Consider the following 23792-nt stretch of genomic DNA (forward strand, 5'->3'; position numbering starts at 1 on the left):
GCTGGGCCCCGCGTGTCCTGAACGGCGCTTCCCTGGATTGGCTCAGCTGGGGCTGGCCAGCGGCGCACACAGGGAAACGGGCACAGGCGTGGTCAGGGGGTTTTCCACCAGATCGGCCAGGGGCCGGGCGCGCAGGGTGGCTTCAATCTGGGCATAGGTGTCGTCCAGCTGCTGGTGCAGGGGGCACAGGCGGTGCAGATGTTCCGGACGCCCCAGCGGGCAGGCGCGCAGGCGCGGCAGGGGGTCAACGGCATTGATGACGTCCAGAATGGAAATCTGCGCGGGCGGGCGCCCCAGGCGGTACCCGCCGCGCTTGCCGCGCAGCGCGCTCACCAATCCGGCCCGGGCCAGCTGCGCCATCACCTTGAACAGGTAGGTGCCCGGCACCTCGGTCTGGCGCGCGAGTTCGGCGGCGTTCAGCGCCGTGTCGGGCTGGCGCGCCAGGGTCACGGCGGCGCGCAGCGCGTATTCAGCAGTCTGGGAGAACATAGGCACACCTCGCGCTGCGGCGGAATCCGGAGCTTGATATCCAATTTAACAGAATCTAGACTCGGGAAGGCGGGCGCCTGGCCCTGCAGGCCGCCGCCGATGGATGCTGGCCTGGGTGACATTAAGGGCCCATGAAGGCCGTTAGGGTACCCCCGGTGCTGCGCAGCTCCCGCCTGTTCGCCCCCTGCCGAGGTGGTCCATGACCCAACTGATTCTGCGTTCGCTGGGCCGCGCCGAGGTGCTGCGCGGCGGCCAGCCTGTGAAATGGGAAGCCGAAAGCGCGCGCGACCTCGTGTTCTACCTGATGGCCCACCCCGAGGGGCGCACCCGCGAGGACATCATCAGTGCGCTGTGGCGCGAGGACCAGACGGCGCGCAGCGGCAACCGTTTCCGCGTGACCCTGCACCGGGCCCGCGCTGGCCTGGGGGCGCCGGGCTGCATCACCGAGGCGTACGGCGCCTACCGCCTGTCGGACGAGGTGCTGCGCGCCAGCGATGTCTTCCGGCTGTATGCCGCGCTGGCCGAGGCCGAACACAGCGAGGGCGAAGCCCGGTTTCTGGCGCTGGGGCGGGCCATTGCGGAATATGGCGGCGACTTTTTGCCGCACCTTCAGGCCGAGTGGGTGCTGCCCGCGCGCGAGGAGCACCAAGCCGCCTACACCCGGGCCTGCCTGGAGCGCTCGGTGCTGCACTGCGAGCATCTGCACTGCGAACTGGCGGTGCAGGACCTCGTGGCGGCCCTGCGCCGCGACCCCTTTCTGGGGGAAAACCACCACCAGAAGCTGATGACCTGCCTGTCGGTGGTCGAAGACAAATACGCGGCCACCGAGCACTACCGCCGCTTCGTGCGCTTTCTGCGCGACGACCTCAAAGACGCGCCCATGCCCGAAACGGTGGTGCTCGCCGAGCGCATCAAGCGCGGCGAGCGCCTGTGCGAGCACGGCCAGAAGGCCGCCGCGCCCCTGCTGCGCAGCTGCCCGCTGACCAGCGATGGCCGCTGCCCTGGCCCCTACGCTGAACTGCTGAACCTCGCGTAAGGGCCACCCGGCTGGCCCCGGCCGCCGACAGGCGCTTCAGGCCGGGGCGGGCTGGCGGCCGGTCAGGGCCTGGGCGGCGGCCTGCAACTGGGCGCGGCGAAATCCGTGGGTGATCAGGGCGGGCAGCGGCAGTTCGGCCGCGGCGTCCGGGGACCATAGCGCGAGGTGAACAGCCGGGCGGCCCGCCAGCCGGGTGGCCAGGGCCCGCGTGGCTTCCGGCACCCCCCAGCGGCCCGTGGTGGCCAGCAGCACGGGGGCGCCGGGAAACCGCGACAGCAGATTCTCCACGGCCGCGCGGTCCTCAACCGGGGCGGCGTGCAGGCCGGGCAGGGCCGGGCGCAGGGCCTCGGCCAGGGCGCCCAGGCCCAGGTGGTCGCCGTAGGGGCCCCCCAGCTCCCCCGTGTCGGGCGCAAACAGCAGCGCGGGCGCGGCCGGGTCCAGCGCGGGCACCTCGCCCCGGCGTTCCAGCGCGCCCAGGGCCCAACGGGCGGTGGCGGCCTCGTCCTGGCCGCGCTGGGCGGGGCTGTAGGGCTGGGGGGTGCCGGGAAAGCGCGCCGCCGCCCGGTCCAGGCGGGCCACGGCTTCATCCAGGCGCGCCGGGTCCAGGGTGCCGCTCAGCAGCGCCGCGTCCAGCGCCGCCGCGTGCACGTCGTGCAGGCGCTGGTCGCCATGGCCGCACACGAGCACGGCGTCGGCCCCGGCCGCCAGGGCCAGCGGCGCGCCCTGCCCGTGCGGGTAACGGTCGGCCACGGCTTTCATGTCCATCGCGTCGGTCACGATCACGCCGTCGTAGCCCCAGGCCTGGCGCAGCACCCCGGCCAGCAGGGCGGGGGAGAGGGTGGCGGGGCGCTCGGGGTCCAGCGCAGGGTAGAGGATGTGGGCGGTCATCACACTGCCCACGCCCGCCTGCGCGGCGGCCCGGAACGGCACCCACTCGCAGGCTTCAAGTGCGGCGCGGGTCTTGTTCACCACGGGCAGGGCCAGGTGGCTGTCCACACGGGTGTCGCCGTGGCCGGGGTAATGTTTCACGGCGCTCAGCACCCCCGCCGACTCGCTGCCCCGGGCCCAGGCCACGCCGAGCCGCGCCACCAGCGCCGGGTCCGCGCCAAAGGAGCGCTCACCGATCACCGGGTTCAGCGGGTCCACATTCACGTCCAGGCTGGGGGCATAGTTCCAGTTGATGCCCAGTTCCAGCAGGCCCCGCGCCGCCAGCGCGCCAGCTTCAAAGGCGGCCTGTTCATCGCCCAGCACGCCCAGGCCCTGGGGGGTGGGGGGCTGCGGGCCGTCCAGGCGGCGCAGCACCGCCCCGCCTTCCTGGTCGGTGGCAATCAGCACGTCGCGTTCCAGCGCGCTGCGGATGTCGGCCACCAGCCGGGCGGTGGCTTCGGGCGTGGTGATATTCCTGGCAAACAGGCACACGCCGCCCGGGTTCAGGGCGCGCAGCCAGTGGGCCTGGGCGGCGGTCAAGGCGGCGCCGGGCAGGTCCACGATCAGGGTGCGGGCAGGGGAGATCACGGCCCTCACCTCGTCCGGGTGACTTTGGCGAGGCGGGGCGGCGCGTCCGGATTCTCGCCCCGGCGCAGGGCCGCGTGGGCAATCAGCAGTTGCGCGGCCAGCGCGGAAACAGCCGGGTCGGTCAGGGCGTGCCCGGTGGGGGGCGTGGGCAGGTCCGCCCGCTGCGCCGCCACATCGTCGCCAATCAGGGTGACCTGGGCGCCGTAGCCGCGCAGGGTTTCCAGGCTGTCGGCGGTGAAGGGCGCGGTGGCGTCGCGCCCCTGAAAGAACAGCGCCGGGGTGCCGGGCTCGGCCAGCCGCGCGGGGCCGTGGGCAAATTCGGCGGTGGAAAAGGCCAGGGCGCCCACACCGGCAGTTTCCTGCAGTTTCAGGGCGGCTTCGGCGGCGACCCCGGCGTGCAGGCCGCGCCCCAGCACCAGCGTGGTCTGGTCGCCGGTCAGGCGCCCGGCGGCCTGCGCGGCGCGCTCCTCGCCTTCGAGCACCAGGGCCAGGGCCTCGGGCAGGCGGTTCAGGGCGGCGCTCAGGCCCTCATCCGGGCGCCACGCGCACAGCAGCTGGGCGCCCAGCGTCAGGGCCGCCAGGTAGCTTTTGGTGGCGGCCACCGCGCGTTCCTCGCCGGCGTGCAGCGGCAGCACGAGGTCGGCCGCGTGGGCCAGCGGACTGCCGGGTGTGTTCACCAGCGCACAGGTCAGGGCCCCGCCCCGGCGCGCCTGGGCCAGCGTCTCGACCAGATCGGGGCTGCCCCCCGACTGGCTGATGGCCAGCACCAGCGCGCCCTGGTAGCTCACGTCCGCGTGGTACACGCCGGCCACGCTGGGCGCGGCGCTCACCACCGGCAGGCGCAGGTGCGTTTCGATGCCGTAGCGCAGGGTGGTGGCGGCGTGATCCGAAGACCCCCGGGCCAGCGTGACCACGAACGCGGGCGCAAAGGCGGCGATGGTCTGCGCGGCGCGCGTGACGTCACGGTCTTGGGCCTGCCGGGCCACCACCTGCGGGGCCTCGCGGGCCTCGCGCAGCATCAGGGGCTCGCCCGCCGCTTCTGGGCGCGTCATTTCACCGCTCCTTCCATGCCGCGCAGGAACAGCCGCTGGGCCGCCAGGAACACAATGAGAACAGGCAGCATCATGATGATCGCCCCGGCCGCAATATTGAACGGGTCATAGTTGAATTGCCCCTTGAGTTTCAGCACGGCCACCGCCAGCGGGGCCTTGTCGGGCGCGCCGGACAGCACCAGCATGGGCCAGAAGTAGGCGTTCCAGGTGGTTACCGTGGTAAAGATGCCCAGCGCCGCCAGCGAGGGCTTGGTGAGTGGCAGCATGATCCGGGTCAGGATGGTCAGTTCGCTGGCACCGTCCAGCCGCGCGGCTTCGAGCAGCGCCACCGGCACCGACACGAACGCCTGCCGCATCAGAAAGATGCCAAAGGCCCCGGCGATGGTGGGAATCACCACGCCCCAGTGGGTGCCCAGCAGCCCCAGCTTCTTAAGGGTCAGCGTGTTCACGATAAAGGTGGTTTCCGAGGGCAGCACCAGCGTGGCCAGAATCGCCCCGAAGATCAGGCCGCGCCCCGGAAAGCGGAAGCGCGCCAGCGGGTAGGCGGCCAGCGCCGAGATGAGCAGGGTGCCGGCCACGGTGAGGCCCGTGATCACCACCGAGTTCCACAGCGCCTTGCCCAGCGCAAAGGAGCGGAAGACATCCACGAAGTTGTGGATGGTCACGCGCGCCGGAAACAGGCTCTGCGGAAAGGCGTAGATGGACGTGCCGGCCGTCTTGTCGGTCAGGGCAATCGCCAGGGTCCAGACAAAGGGAAACAGCGCGAACACCAGAATCAGGATCAGCAGGGCGTAGCGCAGCACCACGGCTGCGGGTTTGCGCCACGCCAGGGTCCGCCCGGCCGCTCGCGCCGGAGTAGCGGCGGTCAGACTCATGCCTGGTCCTCCTCGGGGCGGTTAAAGAGCTTGAAATTGACGAAAGACAGGATGAGGGCCACGGCCGCCACCACCAGACCGGCCGCGCTGGCCAGCCCGTAATCAAAGTCGAAGCCCTGGAAGGCCTTGGCATACACGTACATCAGGGCGGTGTAGGTGGAGTTCAGGGGCCCGCCGTTGGTGAGCACCAGCACCTCTTCCAGCACGCGCAGCGCGGCAATGGTGGACAGCAGCGTGCACAGCAAAATGGTGGGGCGCATCAGGGGCACCGTGATCTTCCAGAAGCGCTGCCACGCGCTGGCGCCGTCCAGCACCGCTGCCTCCTCCAGTTCTTCGGGAATGGTCTGCAGGCCCGCCAGGTACAGCACCATGTAGTAGCCGAACCCCCGCCAGAAGGTGACCAGCATGACCGCCCAGAACGCCCAGGCCTCCGAGTTCAGCCAGCCGAACTGGGCTTCGGGCGAGGTCAGCCCCAGCGACCGCAGCAGCCAGTTCAGGGTGCCCTCGCGGTTAAACACCCATTCCCACATCACGGCGGCCAGCGAGACCGAGGTCACCACCGGCACGTAATACCCGGCGCGGAAAATGGCCATGCCGGGCAGCTGCTTGTTCACCAGCACCGCCACCGCCAGCGCCGCCAGTTGCAGGGCGGGCACCACCAGCAGGTACTTCACGCTGTTTTTCAGGGCGGTGAGAAACAGGGGATCGGCCAGCAGCTTCTCGAAGTTGGCGGTGCCCACCCACCTGGGGTCCAGCCCCTGCGCGAACCGGGCGCCGTTGTACTCCGTAAAGCCCAGATACGAGCCGTACAGCAGCGGATAGAAGGTGAACACGGCCAGCAGGATCAGGGCCGGGGCCAGGAAGGTATACGACAGCAGCGTCGTGCGCCAGGGAACTCGCATGCGGTGTCCTTTCGGGGAAAAGAGGGCTGAACGGGGCGGCGGGCGGGGGAAGCAGCCGGGGGCCCGCCCGGAAGTTCGAGCAGGCCCCCGGCACGGTGGGGTGTGGGGCGCCGGGGCCCGGTGCTCAGGCCGGCGCGCCCCTCACCTCACTTCTTCATGTTGGCGTTCCAGTAGGTCACCGAATCGTTCAGGGCCTGCTGCGCGGTCTTTTTGCCCAGCAGCGCGGCTTCAATGTTGTCGTTGAAGTTCTTGTACAGGTCGTCGCTGTTGCCGGGGGCGCGGTAGCCGGGGTTGATAAAGCGGCCCGAGGCGCCCACCAGACCGGTGGCCTTGGCCACGGGGTCCTGGCTGGTGACCTTGAACTGCACGCTGGTCTGCGCGCCCAGGGTGGTGGGCACGATGGGCACCACCTTGGCAAAGGCCAGCTGGTTGGCGTTGTTCGTGAAGAACGCGGCCAGTTTGGCGGCGGCTTCGGGGTTCTTGCTGGCCTTGGGAATCACCAGGCCCATGCTGCCGCCGGTTTGCACGTTGGCGCGGCCCACCGGGGCTTCGGTGACCACCGTCTTGGCGTACAGGCCCGGGTTGGTGTCCTTGATGCGGGTGAGGGCCTGGGGGCCGCCCACAATCATGGCCACGCGGTTTTGCGCGTACAGCTCGGTGGCCAGCTGGAAAGCCTCGCGGCGCACGGCGTCTTCGGGGATGTAGCCGCCGCGGTACAGCGTCACAAATTGGTTGAGCAGCGCGGCGTGCTGGGCGGTGTTAAAGGCCGCCTTGCCGTCGGCCGCGTAGATGGGCAGGCCCTCGGCGTAGAAGTACCCCAGGAAGGACGCGGTGTTGGGGTCCTTCAGGGCGGGCACCCAGCCGTAGGCGCCGGTCTTGTCCTTGATGGTCTTGGCGTAATTCAGCATCTCGCTGGTGGAGCGCGGCGCGCGGGTCAGGCCGGCCTTTTTCAGCAGGTCCGGGTTGTACAGCAGCACGCCCTCGTTCAGCCAGCCGTACCAGGGGTAGGCAAAGACCTTGCCGCCGGAGGTGAAGTTCTTCAGGCTCTGGCCGTAGAAGGTGCGCTGCAGGGTGGCGGGGGGCGTCAGGTCGCTGGCCGCCAGCAGGAAGCCGTTCTGGGCGGCTTTCTGGGTTTCGTCAATGTTCAGGTTCACCACGTCTGGGGCGTTGCCCAGGTTCACGCTGGCAATAAAGTCCTGCACCATGGAGTCCTGCTTGTCGAACCACTGCACCTTGATGCCGGGGTTGGCCTTTTCAAAAGCGGCGATGGTGGTCTTGATGTAGTTGTCGAACTTGGGGCTCAGGTACCACGTCCAGAAGGTCACGGTGGTCTGGGCGCTCGCGCTCGACAGGGCGGTCATGCCAAGGCTCAGGGTCAGAATGCTCAGGGCTCGTTTCATGGCGTCTCTCCTTGTGGGGACGTGGGGGGCTCTAGTACTTTTTCTCGACGACGCTTTCGGCTGTCACCCGCAGCACGGCGGCGGCTTCGGGGCGCCGGGCCAGCAGCGCGGCGTACAGCACTTCCAGCACCAGCGTCTGCGAGATCAGGGTGTCCAGCACGGCGTCGGTCAGCGGTTCTTCCTGGCGTGAGGTAAACAGCACCTTGCTGGCGTAGCGGGTTACGGGCGAACTGGCCCGGTGGGTAATCGCCACGGTGTAGTGGCCGTGGCTCTGCGCCAGGCGCAGGTGCTGCACCGTGTCAATGGTGCTGCCCGAGCTGGTCAGGCCGATGACCACGCCGCCCCGGGGCAGGGTGGAAATACTGACCGCCGCCACGTGGGGGTCGGTGTAGGCCACGCCCGTGATGCCCAGGCGCAGCAGGCGGTGCGCGAACAGTTGCGCCACCAGTCCGGAGTTGCCCTGCCCGGTGATGTCCACCCGGGGCGCGCGGGCCAGTTGGTCGGCCACCGCTTCAATCACATCGGGGTCCAGCAGGCGGCCGGTGTCTTCCAGGGTTAGGGTGCTCTGCTTGACCAGGCGCGCGGTGTGGCCGGTCAGGTCGGTGTCGGTGGCCTGGGCGCTGCTGTCGCGGCCCGCCACATCGGCGGCCAGGGCAATCTTGAAGGCGTGAAAGCCCGCAAAGTCCAGCTTGCGGCACAGGCGGGTGATGGTGGCTTCACCCACGCCCGCCGAGGCGGCCAGTTCGGTGATGGTCTGGTGGATGACGGTTTCGGCGTCGCGCAGCACGTGGTCGGCGACCTGTTTGAGCGAGGGAGACAGGCTGTGGGCATGCAGCCGAATGCGGCTGATCGCCCCCTGGGTGTGGGCTGGGCGTGAAAGCGTCTGACTCATGGGCCTCCTTGGCCTGGGTCGGCGGTGCGGTTGATGAAGGTATCTTGGGTCTGAAAATTATTTTTGTCAAGATGCCGAAAATGGGGGTGTAGATTTTCAGGCTCGCCGGAATGGGCTGTCTGCCGCTGTGTGGCACAGGAAGAGGGGGGGCGTTGCATGAGAGCAGTGGCCTCCTTTGTGGTTGTTAAGGGCCACCACCTGGACCGGCCTTTTCATCAATTTGAAAAAAATTCTTCCCAGGGCTTGACAGTTTGAAAAAAGATTTGCATGATGCATCTGTCCACACAACCGAAGCCTTCGCGCCGCCATTCCTGCTTGACCCATGAGGTGAGGTATGCACAAGACTGCCGTTCGTATCACTGCCCTGCTTGCCCTGACACTGGCCCTGGGGGCCTGCGGGCGCGAGGGCCCTGCCGCGCAGAGCGGGCCGAGGTTGCAGGCGCAGGCGACAGGGCCGAGCGCGACGTTTGACAGCACGGGGGCGTGGGACAGCGGCTTTTCCGGCCGCATCACCCTGAGCAACCCTGGCCCGACCGCGATTCAGGGCTGGACCCTCAAGTTCAAGTTCAATGGCAACGCCGCGGCCGGTGCGTCCGTCTGGGGCGCCGGGGGCAGCATTTCTAAGGACAGCAGTGGGCTGTACACCATCACCCCCAACACCTGGGGCGGCGCCACCATCCCCGCCGGCGGCAGCGTGGTCATCAACTACGACGGCACCGGGCAACTCACCGGCGTCAACACCTGCACCTTGAACGGTGCGGGTTGCAGTGGGACGACCACGCCTCCACCAACAGGCGACACCACCGCCCCGACGGTCAGTCTGACCGCGAGCCCGAGTACGGTGACCAGTGCCGGTGCCGTGAATCTGAGTGCAAGTGCCACGGATAACGTGGGGGTGACGAAGGTGGAGTTCTATCAGGGCTCGACCTTGCTGAGTACCGATACGAGCGCGCCGTATACGGCGAGTGAGAGTGTCAGCAGTGCGAACAATGGCACGCGGACGTACACGGCCAAAGCGTTTGATGCAGCGGGGAACACCAAGTCGGCTTCGGCCTCGGTCACGGTCAACATCGCCGGTACCACCCCGCCCCCGCCTCCTCCGCCCACCTCTGGCTTCAAGAAGGTCGCCTACTTCACCCAGTGGGGCATTTACGGGCGCAACTATCAGGTCAAGAACATTGACACCAGCGGCACCGCCGCCACGCTGACGCACATCAACTACGCCTTCGGCAACATCTACAACGAGAACGGCACCTACCGCTGCAACATCGTCACCCGCGCCGAGAGCGGCAATGGCGATGGCGGCGACGGCTTCGCAGACTACGGCAAGTCCTTTGACGCCGCCACCAGCGTGGACGGCGTGGCCGACAAGTGGGACCAGCCGCTGAAGGGCAACTTCAACCAGCTCAAGAAGCTCAAGGCCAAGTACCCCGGCCTGAAGGCCCTGATCTCGCTGGGCGGCTGGACCTGGAGCAAGCAGTTCAGCGCGGCGGCCATGACCGACGCTTCGCGCAGGGCCCTGGTGAGTTCGTGCATTGACGTGTACATCAAGGGCAACCTCCCCGTGGCCGACGGCGCGGGCGGTCCAGGCGCCGCCGCCGGGGTGTTTGACGGCATTGATATTGACTGGGAATACCCCGGTGGCGGCGGGCTGCCCACCAACACGGTCAGCCCGCAGGACAAGCAGAACTTCACGCTGCTGCTGCAGGAATTCCGCCGCCAGCTGGACGCCTACAAGCCGGGCCTGCTGCTGACCATCGCCGCGCCCGGCGGCCCGGACAAGATTGCCAACCAGGACCCGGCCGCCTACAAGAACGCCGTGGACTGGGTGAACATCATGACCTACGACTTCCGCGGCGCCTGGGACGCCACCGGGCCCACCAACTTCCACAGCAACCTGTACCCCAGCCCCAATGATCCGGGCACGGGTGTGGTGAAGTCGTACTCGGTAGATACGGCGGTGAACGCCTTCCTGAACGCCGGGATGCCTGCGAACAAGCTGGTGATCGGCATTCCGTTCTACGGCCGCGGCTGGACCGGCGTGCCGGGCACCAACAACGGCCTGTACCAGAGCGCGACCGGCGCGGCGCGCGGCACCTACGAAGCCGGCTACGAGGACTACAAGGTGCTCAAGAACGCCCCGGGCACGGTGTACCGCGACGCTGCCACCAAGCAGATGTGGAAGTACGACGGCACGAACTTCTGGAGCTACGACGACCCCGAAGTGATCGCCACGAAGATGGCCTATGTGAAGCAAAAGGGCCTGGGCGGCGCGATGGCCTGGGCGCTGGACGGCGACGACGCCCAGGGCACGCTGGCCAAAGCGATTGACAGCGGCCTGAGGTAAGGGGCGGCTACCGCCCGGGTGCTGGTTTGCAGCGCCTGCAGCGCGGCCCGTCCAGAGCAGATCGGGAGCGGAGGTGGGCCCGGGGACGCGAATGGCGCTGTCCCCGGGCCCAGGGCTGTGGGCTGATAGCGGCCATCCGTTCCGCCCAGGGGAGGAGAGCACCCCCTCAAGTCCACTCCCACCGCTGTTTGCGGCGGTCACTCGCTCTGCTCCGAAGCTTTTCAAGTCTGCTCGCACCACATGACCGGAGGGGTTCACCTTCAGACCATGTGGTGACCGCTATGAGGTTGACAGGCGGCCCTCTGACGCCTCAAGCCCGGTCTCATACCGATTCCAGATCATCCGCCTCAGCCCGTGCGCGTCGCTTCGGTGTGTTCGCGCCTCACCTTCCCTGTTCTTCTCTGCGGGCCCCTCCAGCCGGGTTGAGCCCGAATGAACCCAAAGCCTTGTGACGGGTTGCGGGACGCTTTATCTTCCCCGGTCTCCCCAGCGGATAAACGCATGATGAAGGGTGGGTGGGCCTTCGTTGTGGGTGCGCTGGGCCGCTATCCTGACGCCGACATGGCCCAGTTGCGCCTCTTTTCCGTAGCCGTCCACCCTCTTTCCGGCAAGGCGCCCCTGTGACCGCTGCCCCTGAGCGCCTGGACGCCCCCGCCATCTTGCAGGCCCTGAGTGCCTACCGCCGCGGCGACTTTGGCGTGCGGCTGCCCCTGACCTGGGACGGCATTGAGGGCCGCATTGCCGAAACCTTTAACGACCTCGTGGAAGAAAGCGCGCGCATTGCCCAGGACGTGGCGCGCGTGGGCGCCGCCGTGGGCAAGGAAGGCAACACCAAACAGCGCATTCCGCTGGGCACCACCACCGGCAGCTGGGCCGCCCTGATCGAGAACGTGAACGATCTGGTGGATGACCTGGTCTGGCCCACCACCGAAATGACCCGCGTGGTCACCGCCGTGGCCCACGGCGACCTGACCCAGACGATGGCCACGGAAATCAACGGCCGCCCCATGCAGGGCCAGTTCCTGCAGATCGTGACCACCCTGAACACCATGGTGGCGCAGCTCAACGCCTTTGCGGGCGAGGTGACGCGCGTGGCGCGCGAGGTGGGCACCGAGGGCAAACTGGGCGGGCAGGCCAACGTGGAAGGCGTGGGCGGCGTGTGGCGCGACCTCACCGAGAACGTGAACTTCATGGCGAACAACCTCACCGGGCAGGTGCGGAACATTGCCGACGTGACCACAGCGGTGGCCAACGGGGACCTCAGCCGCAAGATCACCGTGGACGCCCGGGGCGAGATTCTGGAGCTGAAAAACACCATCAACACGATGGTGGATCAGCTCAACGCCTTTGCCAGCGAAGTGACGCGCGTGGCCCGTGAGGTGGGCACGGAAGGGCGCCTGGGCGGGCAGGCCGACGTGCGCGGCGTGGGCGGCACCTGGAAGGACCTGACCGACAACGTGAACTTCATGGCCGCCAACCTGACGGGGCAGGTGCGCAACATTGCGGACGTGACCACAGCGGTGGCGAACGGCGATCTGAGCAAGAAGATCACCGTGGACGCGCGGGGCGAGATTCTGGACCTGAAGAACACCATCAACACGATGGTGGACCAGCTCAATGCCTTTGCCGGCGAGGTCACCCGTGTGGCCCGCGAGGTGGGCACCGAAGGCAAGCTGGGCGGCCAGGCGCAGGTCGTGGGCGTGGGCGGCACCTGGAAGGACCTCACGGAAAACGTGAACTCCATGGCGTCGAACCTCACGGATCAGGTGCGCAACATCGCCTTTGTGACCACGGCGGTGGCAAACGGGGACCTGAGCAAGAAGATCACCGTAGACGTCAAGGGCGAGATTCTGGACCTGAAAAACACTGTGAATACGATGGTGGACCAGCTGAACGCCTTTGCCAGCGAGGTGACGCGCGTGGCGCGCGAGGTGGGCACCGAAGGCAAGCTGGGCGGACAGGCCGACGTGCGCGGGGTCGCGGGCACCTGGAAAGACCTCACCGACAACGTGAACTTCATGGCCTCGAACCTCACGGATCAGGTGCGCAACATCGCCTTTGTGACCACGGCGGTGGCAAACGGGGACCTGAGCAAGAAGATCACCGTGGACGTCAAGGGCGAGATTCTGGACCTGAAAAACACCGTGAACATCATGGTGGACCAGCTGAACGCCTTTGCCAGCGAGGTGACCCGCGTGGCGCGCGAGGTGGGTACCGAGGGCAAGCTGGGCGGGCAGGCCAACGTGCCCGGCGTGGGCGGCACCTGGAAGGATCTCACGGAGAACGTGAACTCTATGGCGTCGAACCTCACCGGGCAGGTGCGCGGCATTGCCCGCGTGGTGACGGCGGTGGCGAACGGCGACCTGAAAAAGACGCTGACCCTGGAAGCCAAGGGCGAGATTGCCGAGCTGGCCGAAACGATCAACTCCATGATCGAGACGCTGGCGACCTTTGCCCAGCAGGTCACCGGCGTGGCGCGCGAGGTGGGCGTGGAAGGCCGCCTGGGCGGGCAGGCCAGTGTGCCCGGCGCCAGTGGCACCTGGAAGGACCTCACCGATAACGTGAACCAGCTGGCCGCCAACCTCACCACGCAGGTGCGCGCCATTGCCGACGTGGCCACCGCCGTGACGGCCGGTGACCTGACCCGCTCCATCAACTTGGACGCCCGGGGCGAGCTGGACGCGCTGAAAGACAACATCAACGAGATGATCGTCAACCTGCGCGACACCACCGAGAAGAACACCGAGCAGGACTGGCTGAAAACCAACCTCGCCAAGTTTACCCGGATGCTGCAGGGCCAGCGCGACCTGCTGACGGTCAGCCGCCTGATTCTGTCGGAGCTGGCGCCGCTGGTGAAGGCCCGCCACGGCGTCTTTTACACCATGGACGAGGACACCACCACCCTGCAGCTGCAGGCCAGCTACGCCTACCGCGAGCGCAAGGGGCTGGCCAACCGCTTTGCGCTGGGGGAAGGGCTGGTGGGGCAGGCCGCACTGGAACAGGAAATGATCGTCCTGACCCATGTGCCCGACGATTACGTGCAGATCAACTCCGGGCTGGGAGCGGGCGCGCCGCGCACCATCGTGGTGCTGCCGGTGGTGTTTGAAGGGCAGACCAAGGCGGTCATTGAGCTGGCCTCCTTTGAAACGTTCAGCGCCACCCACCTGAGCTTCCTGGAGCAGTTCACGGAATCGGTGGGCATTGTGCTGAACACCATTCAGGCCACCATGCGCACAGAAACGCTGCTGCGTCAGTCGCAGAGCATGGCCCAGGAACTGCAGAGCCAGCAGGAAGAACTGAGGCAGACCAACGAGGAACTGGAGGAAAAAGCCCGCCTGCTGGCCGACCAGAACCGCGAGGTGGAAGACAAGAACCGGCAGGTGGAATCGGCCCGCCACGCCCTGGAAGAAAAGGCGGCCCAGCTGGCCCTGACCAGCAAGTACAAGAGCGAGTTCCTGGCGAACATGAGCCACGAGCTGCGCACGCCGCTGAACAGCCTGCTGCTGCTGGCCGGGCAGCTGCGCGAGGACCCGCAGGGCAACCTGTCGGACCAGCAGAAGGCCTACGCCAAGACCATCTTTGCGGCCGGCAACGACCTGCTGAACCTCATCAACGACATCTTGGACCTCTCGAAGATCGAGTCCGGCACCGTGAACGCCGACCCCACGCAGGTCACCTTTGCGCGCATCCGTGAGGCGGTGGAAACCACCTTCGCGCACCTCGCGGCGGAAAAGGGCGTGGAACTGCGCCTGGACTTCAGCCCGCAGCTGCCCGCCAGCCTGTACACCGACGACACCCGCCTGCTGCAGATTCTGAAAAACCTGCTGTCTAACGCCTTTAAATTCACCGCCGAGGGCAGCGTGACCCTGGAAGCCACGCCGGTCAAAGGCGGCTGGAGCCCCGACCAGACGGCGCTGAACAGTGCGGCCGGCGTGGTGGCCTTCCGCGTCACCGACACCGGCATTGGCATTGCCGCTGACAAGCAGCGCCTGATTTTCGAGGCCTTCCAGCAGGCCGACGGCTCCACCAGCCGCAAGTACGGCGGCACCGGCCTGGGCCTGGCGATCAGCCGCGAGCTGGCGCGCATTCTGGGCGGCGAGATCACCCTGGAGAGCACGCCGGGCCAGGGCAGCCGCTTTACCCTGTACCTGCCGCTGCGGTTCCAGGCGCCGCCGGAACTGCGCGCGCCCCGCGCGCTGCCGGTGGGTGCCCCTGCTGGCCTTCAAGGCGCGCCAGTGCAATTCGGCAGTGGGCAGTCCGCCAATGGGCAGGCCGGTAGTGGGCAGGCCGGCGCCGAGCCGGCGGCCCCCGAGGCCACGGTCATTCAGGATGACCGCGCCGCGCTGCAACCCGGTGACCGCATCCTGCTGATCGTGGAGGACGACCCGGCCTACGCGGGCGTGCTGCTGGACCTGGCCCACGAACGCGGCTTCATGGCGCTGGTGGCGGCGCGCGGCGATCAGGCGCTGCACCTCGCGCAGACCTACCGCCCGGCGGCCGTCACCCTGGACCTCACGCTGCCCGACACCAACGGCTGGGCCGTGCTGGACGCCCTGAAGCACGACCCCCAGACCCGGCACATTCCGGTGCACATCATCTCCGGGCAGGAGCCCAGCATCGTCAGCCGCAAGCTGGGCGCGCTGGACCACACCACCAAGGCGGGGAGCCGGCAGCAGCTGAGCGAGGTGTTCACCAACCTCGAAGCCTTCCTGGCCCGCCGGGTCAAGCGCGTGCTGATCGTGGAAGACGACGAACTGCAGCGCCAGAGTCTCGAAGAGTTGATTGGCGACACCGACGTGGAAACCATTTCGGTCACCACGGGCGCGGCGGCGCTGGAGGCCCTGCAGGGCGCGCCCTTCGACTGCATCGTGCTGGACCTGCACCTGCCCGACATGAGCGGCTTTGACCTGATGACCACCCTGAATGAGACGCCCGCCTACCGGGCCATTCCGATCATCGTGTACACCGCCCAGGACCTCACGCGCGCCCAGGAGACGCAGCTGCGCAAGGCGGCCAAGTCCATCATCGTGAAAGACGTGCGCTCGCCCGAGCGGCTGCTGGACGAGGTGACCCTCTTCCTGCACCGCGTGGAGGCCACGCTGCCCGAAGGCAAACGCCAGATCCTGGCCGGCGCCCGGCAGCAGGAACCCGAGCTGCACGGCAAGAAGGTGCTGCTGGTGGACGACGATATCCGCAACATCTTTGCGCTGACGGCGGTGCTGGAGCGCCACCAGATGCAGATTGTGACCGCCGAGAACGGCCGCGAAGCCCTGGCCGCCCTGGACGCCGAGGGCGACATTGACCTCGTGCTGATGGACGTGATGATGCCGGAACTCGACGGCTACGAAACCACGCGCCTGATTCGCCGCAACCCGGCCTACGCGAGCCTGCCCATCATCTCGCTGACCGCCAAGGCCATGCCCGGCGACCGCGAGCAGTCCATTGAATCCGGGGCCAGCGACTACATCAGCAAGCCGGTGAACACCGCGCAACTGCTGTCGCTGCTGCGGGTGTGGCTGTCGAAGTGAGCGGCGAGTTTCCCAGAGAACCCCTGCAGGACATCGAGCTGTCGCTGCTGCTGGAGGCCGTGTACCGCGTCACCGGGCACGATTTCCGGGCCTACACCACCGCCACCATCCGCCGCCGGGTGCTGCACGCGGTGGCCGAAGAGGGCCTGGAGACCATCAGTGCGCTGCAGGCGCGGGCGCTGCACGACCCGGCAGCCATGCAGCGGCTGCGCGAAACGCTGGCCATCAACGTGACCGAGATGTTCCGCGACCCCACCTTCTTCCGGGCCCTGCGCGAACAGGTGCTGCCGCTGCTGCGCACCCACCCGTTCGTGCGGGTGTGGCACGCGGGCTGCTCCACGGGCGAGGAAGTGTATTCGCTGGCGATTCTGCTGCACGAGGCGGGGCTGCTCTCGCGCAGCCGCCTGTACGCCACCGACATGCACGCCCCGGCGCTGCAGCAGGCCCGCCAGGGCATTTACCCGCTGGAGAAACTGGCGGCCCATGAGGAGAATTACCACCTCTCGGGCGGGCAGGCCGAGTTCGGGGACTACTTCACCCAGCAGTACGGCCACGCGCGGGTCAAGGCCTTCCTGCGCCAGCCCATCATTTGGGGTCAGCACAACCTCGCTACCGATTCATCGTTCAACGAGTTCCACCTGATTCTGTGCCGCAACGTGATGATCTACTTCACCCGGCCGCTGCAGGACCACGTGCAGGCCCTGCTGTGGGAAAGCCTGATGCCCTTTGGCGTGCTGGGCCTGGGGCACCACGAAAGCCTGGACTTCAGCCCGCAGGCGGTGCGCTTTGAGCCGCTGAACCTGGCCGAAAAACTCTACCGGCGGGTGGGCTGATGGACGCTGGAGCCGGCACCCCGCGCGCCCGGATCCTGATTGTGGACGACCAGGACGCCAAGCGCCTGGGGCTGGCTGCCGCGCTGGAACCGCTGGGCCAGGAGGTGGTGATGGTGGCCTCGGGCCGCGAGGCCCTGCGGCAGCTGCTGACCGGCGAGTTCGCGGTGATTCTGCTGGACGTGCAGATGCCGGACATGGACGGCTTTGAAACCGCCCGCCTGATCCGCAGCCGCCGCCAGACCGAAACCACCCCGATCATCTTCGTGACCGCCCACGACCGCGCCGAGGCCGACATGCTGGGCGGCTACACCCTGGGCGCGGTGGACTTTATCTTCTCGCCGGTGCGCTCCGAGGTGCTGCGCGCCAAGGTCAACGTGTTTGTCGAGCTGCACCTCAAGACCCTGACCGTGCAGGCCCACGAGCGGCGGCTGCGCGAACTGGAAAGCCGGCAGGCCCAGCACGAACTGGCCAAGCTATGGGGCGCCATTGCCCAGTCGGCCGACCCGGTGATGATCACCACCCGGAGCGGGGTGATCGAATACGTGAACAGCGCCTTTGAACAGGTCACGGGTTACCCCGCGGAGGAAGCCCTGGGCCAGACGCCGGCCCTGCTGAACTCCGGGCGCCAGGACGCGGCCTTCTTTGATGACCTGTGGCGCACCCTGCTTTCCGGCGAGGTGTTCCGGGGCGAGTTTATTAACCGGCGCAAGGACGGCGGCGAGTACCACGAAGAAAAGACCATCACGCCCATCCGCGACGAGGCCGGGCGGGTCACGCACTTTGTGGCCACCAGCCAGGACGTGACCTACCGCAAGCAGATGGAAGCCCAGCTGCACGCCCTGAACGCCTCGCTGGAGGCGCGGGTGCGCGAACGCACCGCCGAACTGGAGGACGTGAACAGCGAGCTGGAAGCCTACGCCTATTCCATCTCGCACGACCTGCGCACCCCGCTGCGGCACATCGGCTCCTTTGCCGACCTGCTGGCCCGCTCCAGCGACGACCTGGGTGACAATGGGCAGCGCTACTTGCGCATCATTCAGGACGGCGCCCTGAAGATGGAAGCCCTGATTGACGGCCTGCTGGAGTTCGCCCGCACCGGGCGCAGCGAACTGCGGCCCCAGCCCATCGAGCTGCGGGCCCTGCTGGGCGAGATCATCGCGGAACTGCCCGGCGCCGAGGCCGCCACCTGGGACCTGCGCGACCTGGGCGCGGTGTGCGGTGACCTGCTGGGCGTGCGGCAGGTGCTGACCAACCTGCTTACCAACGCCCTGAAGTACGCCGACCCGGCGCGGCCCCCCCACATTGAGGTCTGGACCGAGGCAGGCGAGCACGAACAGACCGTTCATGTGCGCGACAACGGGCTGGGCTTTGACATGACCTACGCCCACCGCCTGTTTGCCGTGTTTCAGCGCCTGCACACCGAGGTGCCAGGGCACGGGGTGGGGCTGGCCATCGTCAAGCGCATTGTCACGCGCCACGGCGGGCGCATCTGGGCGCAGGGGGTGGAAGGGCAGGGCGCCACCTTCAGTTTCACGCTGCCCCAGGCCCAGGCCAGTGGCGGCGAGGGGCCGCAGGTTGGGGAAGCCGCAGTCGGCTGATACGGACTGCCGTCCATTTCCGTAACATCCAGGAAAGAACTGGATGTTCCTCCAATTCCCGGAAATCCGTCCTTTTCCCTCTCCCTCCGGTCGAAAAAATTCCGTCAGGTATGACGGAATTTTTCGGAAGCCGTATGAGAAGCCGCCTTTTACCTGTTTGGCCCAGCTGATTCCAGGTTCCACCCGTTCAGCCCTGGCAGGTGCTCAAAGGTGCGGCATTCGCTGCTCTGTTGGCAGCGCTCTGCGGGGCCTGGGGGTGCAAAGCTGCCTCATCAATGGTTCGGCTAGGTTCAACATTTCACAGAGGGTAGCCCGGCAAACACGCTGTTTTTCCCCCTCCCCCCTCGTGGGGGAGGTCGGGAGGGGGAGAAGCGAGTCAAGCGTGGCAGACGACGTTTCTTCCATGAGCGACTCGCCACGCGTGAACACTGTCTGCACCAGTGCTCATGCGAACTGCCGTCCATGTCCAGGACAGCCAGAAAAGAGCCGGATGGTCCCTGCCTTCGGCGCTGTACCAGTCCAATGCCCGGAAGGCCGTCCTTTTTCCCTCTGTATTGCAGCCCGGTCAGCAAACTGCCGTGACGCCTGACGGAAGGTTTCGGAAGTCGTGTCAGGCGAGCTCCGCGCCCTTGTGTCTAGAGCGGTTGACCAAAGAACCCCCTCACCCCTCGCTGCGCGAGGCCCTCTCCCACGAGGGGAGAGGGTCAAGAACCACCATCATCTTTATGTCAAACGCTCTAATTCAGGTAACGCACTGGTAACACCCGGGCAGCAGTGTGGCGTCTCAGGTGCCGGCCGCCCGGCCTCCAGCTGTCCCAGTTCAGCGGTCCCCATGTCCCCCAGACGCCTGCTTCTGCCCCTGCTTCCTTTCTTCGCCCTGGCCTTTGGTTTCTCGTGGGCGGTGTGGTGGCCCCTGCTGGCCCCCGGGCACCCAGCCCCGGCCGCCCTGCACCTGTGGGGCAGTCTGGGGCCAGCGGCGGCGGCCATCATCACCGCCGCTGCACTGGACCGGCCCTCACTGCGTCCGCTGGGTCAGGCCCTGGGGCGCTGGCGGGTTGGCTGGGGGCCCTGGGCATTTGCGGTGGGGGCACCCGCCGCGCTGCTGGGGCTGGGGGTGGCGCTCAGCGCAGGTGCGGGGCAGCCGTGGCCGGGGTGGGCCGGGCTGCTGCGGGTGGCCGAATACCCGCACCTGGGCCCCCTGGCCCTGCTGCTGGCCGAGGTGGTGTTTTACGGCTACGGCGAGGAGGTGGGGTGGCGCGGATTTGCGCTGCCCCGGCTGCTGCCGGTGTTTGGGCCCGTGTGGGCGCCGGTGTGGCTCAGCGTGCCGTGGGCGCTGTGGCACCTGCCGCTGCTGCTGCGCAACGAGACCTTTACCGCCATGTCGCTCGCAGCGCTGCTGGGCTGGTACGCCAGCCTGCTGATGGGCGCGCTGCTCATGACGTGGCTGTGGCGCTGGGCCCAGGGGAGCCTGCTGGTGCTGGCCGCCTTTCACGGTCTGCTGGATGTGGCCATGGTGAATGAGACCGTGACGCCGCTGGCCCTGAACGCTATGGGCGCCGTGGTCACGGTCTGGGGGCTGTTGGCCCTGAGGGCGCTGCGCCGGCCGCAGGCGCGCCGGTGTCCAGCGCCCCCACAGGGCCGCTAGGCGGCGCGGCCCCTCCCCCCGGGTGTCCCTGGGCCCGGCGCCGGGTCATGTGTGCCATCCAAAGCGTTGCTGAAGCCGTTCACATACATTGTCGGAATTGATACGGTTTAGTGCGCCCATGCGAAATTTATGCTGTCCAGCGCCTTTGCCGCCCTGCTTCCGGCTTCAGGGGGCTGGGGCGCCGCGCGCACTGTGGGGGGCGCCGTGACCCCGCACCGGCCCCCACCCGCGCCTGAGCGCCCTGCCCGGCGGCCGGTGCATGTGGTGCCTGTGGGCACGCTGACCGTGGTGGCCACCGTGCTGCTGTCTATTGTCTGGCTCTGGATGCTGGTGCTGGGCATTCAGCAGGGGCGCGCCGGATGAGCAGGCGTGCCCCGGGGCCAGTGCCCCGCCTGGAACACCACACCCTGGAGCGTCTGGAAACCATCTGGCTGGGCATGGCCGTCGTCATCGCCGTGCTGCTGTTTGCCAGCGTCCTGACCAGTTTCCTCAGTGGCACCACGCCGTCTCTGTCCGGGGACGGCGCCCATCACCTCGCCGGGGTGAAGAACGGCCGCCTGGATCCCAAGAATCTGGCCGCCACGCCCTTTGCCACCCCGGGCCTGCGCGAGAACGCCGATGGCAGTCTTGAAGCCTTCGTGGTGGCGCGCGCCTTTAATTTCGAGCCGGCGGTGCTGCGGGTGCCGGCGGGGCGGCCAGTCACCTTCCACGTGACTTCGGCCGACGTGATGCACGGGTACCTCATTGAGGGCACCAACATCAACGTGAATGTGGTGCCGGGGCAGGTGGCCAGCTTTACCACCACCTTCCGCTCGGCCGGCACGCACGACACCGTCTGCAACGAATACTGCGGCGTTGGCCACCACAACATGCTCGGCCGCGTCGTGGTCGAGGCCGCCCAACCATGACCCCCAGGAGCTGCCCACTGTGACCACCCATCCCACGCCCGCCCCGCCCATGATCCCGGCCCCCGAGCATCCGGCGGCGGTTCGGACCCTGCCCGCCATCGACGCGGCCTCGCTCACGGGCCTCAAGAAGGTCACGCAGTACTACGTCGTGACCGCCTTTCTGGCCCTGCTGATTGGCGTGCTGATCGGGCCGCTGCAGGCGCTGAATTACGCGGGCATAGATGTCTACAGTTTTCCGCTGATCAAGGCGCTGCTCAAATCCTATTACCAGGGCCTCTCGCTGCACGGCGTGCTCAATGCCCTGGTGTTCACCCAGTTTTTCATCAGTGGCTGGATGCTGTACCTGCCCGCGCGTGACCTGGGCGCCCGGATTAACCTGAAGTTTGCGTGGTTCACCTACCTGCTGATGACCGCCGGACTGCTGATGGCCGCCGTGCCGCTGCTGACCAACCACGCCACGCTGCTCTACACCTTTTACCCCCCCATGCAGGGTGACGCGCTGTTTTACATCGGGGCGGCCATCATGGTGGGCTCCAGCCTGCTGGTGGTGGGGCAGGTGGTGGCGATGTGGTGGGCCTGGAAACGCGCCAACCCCGGCCGCGTGACGCCGCTGGTGACGTTCATGAGTGTGGCCACCTGGATGATGTGGTTCGTGGCCTCGCTGGGGATTGTGATTGAGGTGCTGGGGCTGCTGATTCCCTGGTCGCTGGGCCTCACGCCGGGCGTGGACCCGCTGCTGTCCAAGACGCTGTTCTGGTGGACCGGGCACGCCATCGTGTACTTCTGGGTGCTGCCCGCCTACATCTCGTGGTACGCCTTTTTGCCCCGGCATGCGGGTGGGCGCATTGTGTCTGAGCCCCTCACCCGGCTGGTGTTTGTGATCTTCCTGCTCAACAGCGTGCCCGTGGGCCTGCACCACCAGTTTTCCGACCCCAACATCTCGAACCTCTGGAAGACCATCCACATGTTCCTGACCTTCCTGATCGCCGTGCCCAGCCTGCTGACCGCGTTTTCGGTGGCGGCGGCCCTGGAAGACGGCGCGCGCGCCCGGGGTGGCCAGGGCCTGCTGGGCTGGATCACCAAGTTGCCCTGGGGCAACGCCATTTTCAGCGCGCAGGTGCTGGCCATGATCTCGTTCATCCTGGGCGGCGCGGGGGGCATCGTGAATGCCAGCGCCTCGTTTGCGCCCGTGGTGCACAACACCGCCTGGATTCCCGGGCACTTTCACATCACGGTGGGCACCGCCACCACCCTCAGTTTCATGGGCATTGCGCTGTGGCTGATTCCGCACCTCACCGGCAAGCGGATGCCCAGCATGCGCCTGGCCTCGGCGGCGGTGTGGACGTGGTTCGTGGGCATGATGGTCTTTGCGCTGGGCATGCACTGGCAGGGCCTGCTGGGCGTCACCCGGCGCGCCCAGGTGAGCGCCACCGCCCAGGACATTTACCAGACCGCCGAACTGGCGCTGCCCAAAGCCTTGACGGGCCTCAGCGGCGTGATTCTGCTCGTCAGCGCCCTGCTGTTTTTCTACGTGCTGTTCCGCATGCTGCTCTCGCCCCGGGTGCAGGACCCCGAAAGTACGCCCATTCCCTACAGCGAGGCCATCAGCCCGGCGGGCGAGCAGCTGGCGACCGCCACCCCCCTGGTGCGCCTGACCGAGCCGCTGATGGTGCTGTGGATCATCTCGCTGCTGCTGGTGCTGATGATGTACGGTCCGGTGATCGGGAAGCTGCTGGGCAACCTGCAACTGGTGCCGGGCTGGAGGCTGTACTGATGGGCGCTGGGCGTGAATTCAGCGCTGCTGTGGGCTTCGTGGCTCTGGCCGCGGCGATTGCGGTGGGGTCGTACTTCACCGGGGTGCGCATGTCTGGCGGTGGCGACGGCGCGGCCATGCAGCCCCCCACAGCCGGGGCCCCGGTAAATGGGCAGGCCGTGTACGCGGGCAACTGCGCCGGCTGTCACGGCGCCCAGGCCGAAGGCGGGGTGGGCCCCGGGCTGGCCGAGGTGAAAACCTGGAGCGAGGGCGCTTTCCGTGAGGCGGTGCTGAACGGCAAACACCCCAGTGGCCGCACCCTGGGCACCGTGATGCCCCGGTTTGCCCAGACCGGCCTGGACGGCGCCCCCGCCACCCCAGAACAGATGACGGCGCTGCTGGCCTACCTCCAGGGCCTGTAGCCCTCTGCGCTGGTGCAGGGCCCTGGGGGACTTCCCGGGGCCCTGCACTCATGGTGGTCCGGGACAGGGGGCGCCTCTGGGTGGCCCTCCAGTGCCCGGCCCACCCCGCACAGAACTGGCTGCGCCCCAGTGCGGGCGCTGGGCCGGCCCACCTCCCTGCCTGTCTATGCGTGACTTTGCCGCGTGATTGGCTCAACCACCTGCCCCCACTCCTTGCGAAATCTGCTGAAGGCCAGAGCACCACGGCCCTGGCCCCTGCTTTTTGGTCATGCAGACCAGGTTTTGGTACGCCACCCCGCCTTGCTTCTTTTGCCGCGCGGCGCTGCTGTCCCTCGCCCTCTTTGCCGCCTGCGAGCTGCTGGTCGGAAAAGGCGTAAGCGCAGCAGCGTTTTTCTCCTTCGCCCCTGCCTTGAACGGCGGCCGTGTCGGTCAAGGCCAGCGGCGCCGGCCGAACGTGCCTCCCGTGCCCCTACGGGCGTAGGCCGCTGCCGTCATACGGATTCCGGATCATCCGTTCCAGCCCCTCCGCGTCGCTTCGGTGCTCCCACGCCTCTCCGTCACCGTTTTTCCTTCTCTACTGCGCAGCTCTGCGAGTCC

Annotated in this window: 17 protein-coding genes; 10 read left to right on the plus strand and 7 right to left on the minus strand. The window is 67.5% G+C overall.

The window, feature by feature from the left end:
• Positions 1 to 42: 42 nt before the first annotated feature.
• The gene (locus tag K7W41_RS09825) at positions 43 to 489 is read right to left on the minus strand and encodes an Rrf2 family transcriptional regulator (protein WP_224607462.1); all 447 of its coding nucleotides are present in this window, start codon (positions 487 to 489) and stop codon (positions 43 to 45) included.
• Between the two features lie 199 nt (positions 490 to 688).
• Between K7W41_RS09825 and K7W41_RS09830 the strand changes: the two genes are divergently transcribed.
• A complete protein-coding gene (locus tag K7W41_RS09830; RefSeq protein WP_224607465.1) occupies positions 689 to 1525 on the plus strand; it encodes an AfsR/SARP family transcriptional regulator in 837 nt (278 codons plus the stop codon).
• A gap of 36 nt (positions 1526 to 1561) precedes the next feature.
• Here the strand turns inward: K7W41_RS09830 and nagZ are convergent, their stop codons facing one another.
• The 6 genes from nagZ to K7W41_RS09860 all read right to left on the minus strand — a co-directional run bounded on the left by nagZ (position 1562) and on the right by K7W41_RS09860 (position 8161).
• Positions 1562 to 3040: a beta-N-acetylhexosaminidase gene (gene nagZ, locus K7W41_RS09835; RefSeq protein ID WP_224607466.1), complete on the minus strand. Its 1479-nt coding sequence runs from the start codon at positions 3038 to 3040 to the stop codon at positions 1562 to 1564.
• Positions 3041 to 3045: 5 nt separating this feature from the next.
• Complete coding sequence (locus K7W41_RS09840; RefSeq protein WP_224607467.1) at positions 3046 to 4092, minus strand: SIS domain-containing protein; 1047 nt, start codon at positions 4090 to 4092, stop codon at positions 3046 to 3048.
• Entirely contained in the window at positions 4089 to 4967 is an 879-nt protein-coding gene (locus tag K7W41_RS09845; protein ID WP_224607468.1) for a carbohydrate ABC transporter permease, read from the minus strand. Before K7W41_RS09845 ends, K7W41_RS09840 begins: the two co-directional genes overlap by 4 nt.
• Positions 4964 to 5869 carry a carbohydrate ABC transporter permease gene (locus tag K7W41_RS09850; protein ID WP_224607469.1) on the minus strand — a complete coding sequence of 302 codons (906 nt, stop codon included), beginning with the start codon at positions 5867 to 5869 and terminating at the stop codon, positions 4964 to 4966. Before K7W41_RS09850 ends, K7W41_RS09845 begins: the two co-directional genes overlap by 4 nt.
• 146 nt (positions 5870 to 6015) lie before the next feature.
• Entirely contained in the window at positions 6016 to 7269 is a 1254-nt protein-coding gene (locus tag K7W41_RS09855; protein ID WP_224607470.1) for an ABC transporter substrate-binding protein, read from the minus strand.
• 31 nt (positions 7270 to 7300) lie between these two features.
• A complete protein-coding gene (locus tag K7W41_RS09860) occupies positions 7301 to 8161 on the minus strand; it encodes a MurR/RpiR family transcriptional regulator (protein WP_224607471.1) in 861 nt (286 codons plus the stop codon).
• A gap of 334 nt (positions 8162 to 8495) precedes the next feature.
• On the opposite strand from K7W41_RS09860, the gene K7W41_RS09865 reads away from it, so the two are divergent.
• From K7W41_RS09865 to K7W41_RS09905, 9 genes are all read left to right on the plus strand, one after another.
• A complete protein-coding gene (locus K7W41_RS09865; protein WP_224607472.1) occupies positions 8496 to 10508 on the plus strand; it encodes a glycosyl hydrolase family 18 protein in 2013 nt (670 codons plus the stop codon).
• A 620-nt stretch (positions 10509 to 11128) separates the two neighbouring features.
• Positions 11129 to 16036, plus strand: a complete 4908-nt coding sequence (locus K7W41_RS09870; RefSeq protein ID WP_224607473.1) for a response regulator — start codon at positions 11129 to 11131, stop codon at positions 16034 to 16036.
• Positions 16021 to 16869, plus strand: coding sequence for a CheR family methyltransferase (locus K7W41_RS09875; RefSeq protein ID WP_224607474.1), 849 nt, complete (start codon positions 16021 to 16023; stop codon positions 16867 to 16869). The genes K7W41_RS09870 and K7W41_RS09875 overlap by 16 nt, the downstream gene beginning before the upstream one ends.
• Positions 16869 to 18467, plus strand: coding sequence for a sensor histidine kinase (locus tag K7W41_RS09880; RefSeq protein WP_224607475.1), 1599 nt, complete (start codon positions 16869 to 16871; stop codon positions 18465 to 18467). Before K7W41_RS09875 ends, K7W41_RS09880 begins: the two co-directional genes overlap by 1 nt.
• An 832-nt stretch (positions 18468 to 19299) precedes the next feature.
• Positions 19300 to 20112 (plus strand): CPBP family intramembrane glutamic endopeptidase, encoded by an 813-nt coding sequence (locus tag K7W41_RS09885; protein ID WP_224607477.1) that lies wholly within the window; start codon positions 19300 to 19302, stop codon positions 20110 to 20112.
• 129 nt (positions 20113 to 20241) lie between these two features.
• On the plus strand, positions 20242 to 20475 hold the full coding sequence (locus K7W41_RS09890; RefSeq protein ID WP_224607479.1) for a hypothetical protein: 234 nt from the start codon (positions 20242 to 20244) through the stop codon (positions 20473 to 20475).
• Positions 20472 to 21020, plus strand: a complete 549-nt coding sequence (locus tag K7W41_RS09895; RefSeq protein WP_224607481.1) for a cytochrome c oxidase subunit II — start codon at positions 20472 to 20474, stop codon at positions 21018 to 21020. The genes K7W41_RS09890 and K7W41_RS09895 overlap by 4 nt, the downstream gene beginning before the upstream one ends.
• Before the next feature lie 19 nt (positions 21021 to 21039).
• Positions 21040 to 22794 (plus strand): b(o/a)3-type cytochrome-c oxidase subunit 1, encoded by a 1755-nt coding sequence (locus K7W41_RS09900; RefSeq protein WP_224607482.1) that lies wholly within the window; start codon positions 21040 to 21042, stop codon positions 22792 to 22794.
• Positions 22794 to 23195, plus strand: coding sequence for a c-type cytochrome (locus tag K7W41_RS09905; RefSeq protein ID WP_224607484.1), 402 nt, complete (start codon positions 22794 to 22796; stop codon positions 23193 to 23195). Before K7W41_RS09900 ends, K7W41_RS09905 begins: the two co-directional genes overlap by 1 nt.
• Positions 23196 to 23792: the final 597 nt, after the last annotated feature.

It is taken from the genome of Deinococcus multiflagellatus (assembly GCF_020166415.1).
GTDB classification, from domain to species: domain Bacteria; phylum Deinococcota; class Deinococci; order Deinococcales; family Deinococcaceae; genus Deinococcus; species Deinococcus multiflagellatus.

What these genes read in the sequence shown, in the direction of transcription:
- K7W41_RS09825 (WP_224607462.1), bottom strand. Translation starts at nt 489, where the DNA reads ATGTTCTCCCAGACTGCTGAATACGCGCTGCGCGCCGCCGTGACCCTG.
- K7W41_RS09830 (WP_224607465.1), top strand. Translation starts at nt 689, where the DNA reads ATGACCCAACTGATTCTGCGTTCGCTGGGCCGCGCCGAGGTGCTGCGC.
- K7W41_RS09840 (WP_224607467.1), bottom strand. Translation starts at nt 4,092, where the DNA reads ATGACGCGCCCAGAAGCGGCGGGCGAGCCCCTGATGCTGCGCGAGGCC.
- K7W41_RS09845 (WP_224607468.1), bottom strand. Translation starts at nt 4,967, where the DNA reads ATGAGTCTGACCGCCGCTACTCCGGCGCGAGCGGCCGGGCGGACCCTG.
- K7W41_RS09850 (WP_224607469.1), bottom strand. Translation starts at nt 5,869, where the DNA reads ATGCGAGTTCCCTGGCGCACGACGCTGCTGTCGTATACCTTCCTGGCC.
- K7W41_RS09855 (WP_224607470.1), bottom strand. Translation starts at nt 7,269, where the DNA reads ATGAAACGAGCCCTGAGCATTCTGACCCTGAGCCTTGGCATGACCGCC.
- K7W41_RS09860 (WP_224607471.1), bottom strand. Translation starts at nt 8,161, where the DNA reads ATGAGTCAGACGCTTTCACGCCCAGCCCACACCCAGGGGGCGATCAGC.
- K7W41_RS09865 (WP_224607472.1), top strand. Translation starts at nt 8,496, where the DNA reads ATGCACAAGACTGCCGTTCGTATCACTGCCCTGCTTGCCCTGACACTG.
- K7W41_RS09880 (WP_224607475.1), top strand. Translation starts at nt 16,869, where the DNA reads ATGGACGCTGGAGCCGGCACCCCGCGCGCCCGGATCCTGATTGTGGAC.
- K7W41_RS09885 (WP_224607477.1), top strand. Translation starts at nt 19,300, where the DNA reads ATGTCCCCCAGACGCCTGCTTCTGCCCCTGCTTCCTTTCTTCGCCCTG.
- K7W41_RS09890 (WP_224607479.1), top strand. Translation starts at nt 20,242, where the DNA reads ATGCTGTCCAGCGCCTTTGCCGCCCTGCTTCCGGCTTCAGGGGGCTGG.
- K7W41_RS09895 (WP_224607481.1), top strand. Translation starts at nt 20,472, where the DNA reads ATGAGCAGGCGTGCCCCGGGGCCAGTGCCCCGCCTGGAACACCACACC.
- K7W41_RS09905 (WP_224607484.1), top strand. Translation starts at nt 22,794, where the DNA reads ATGGGCGCTGGGCGTGAATTCAGCGCTGCTGTGGGCTTCGTGGCTCTG.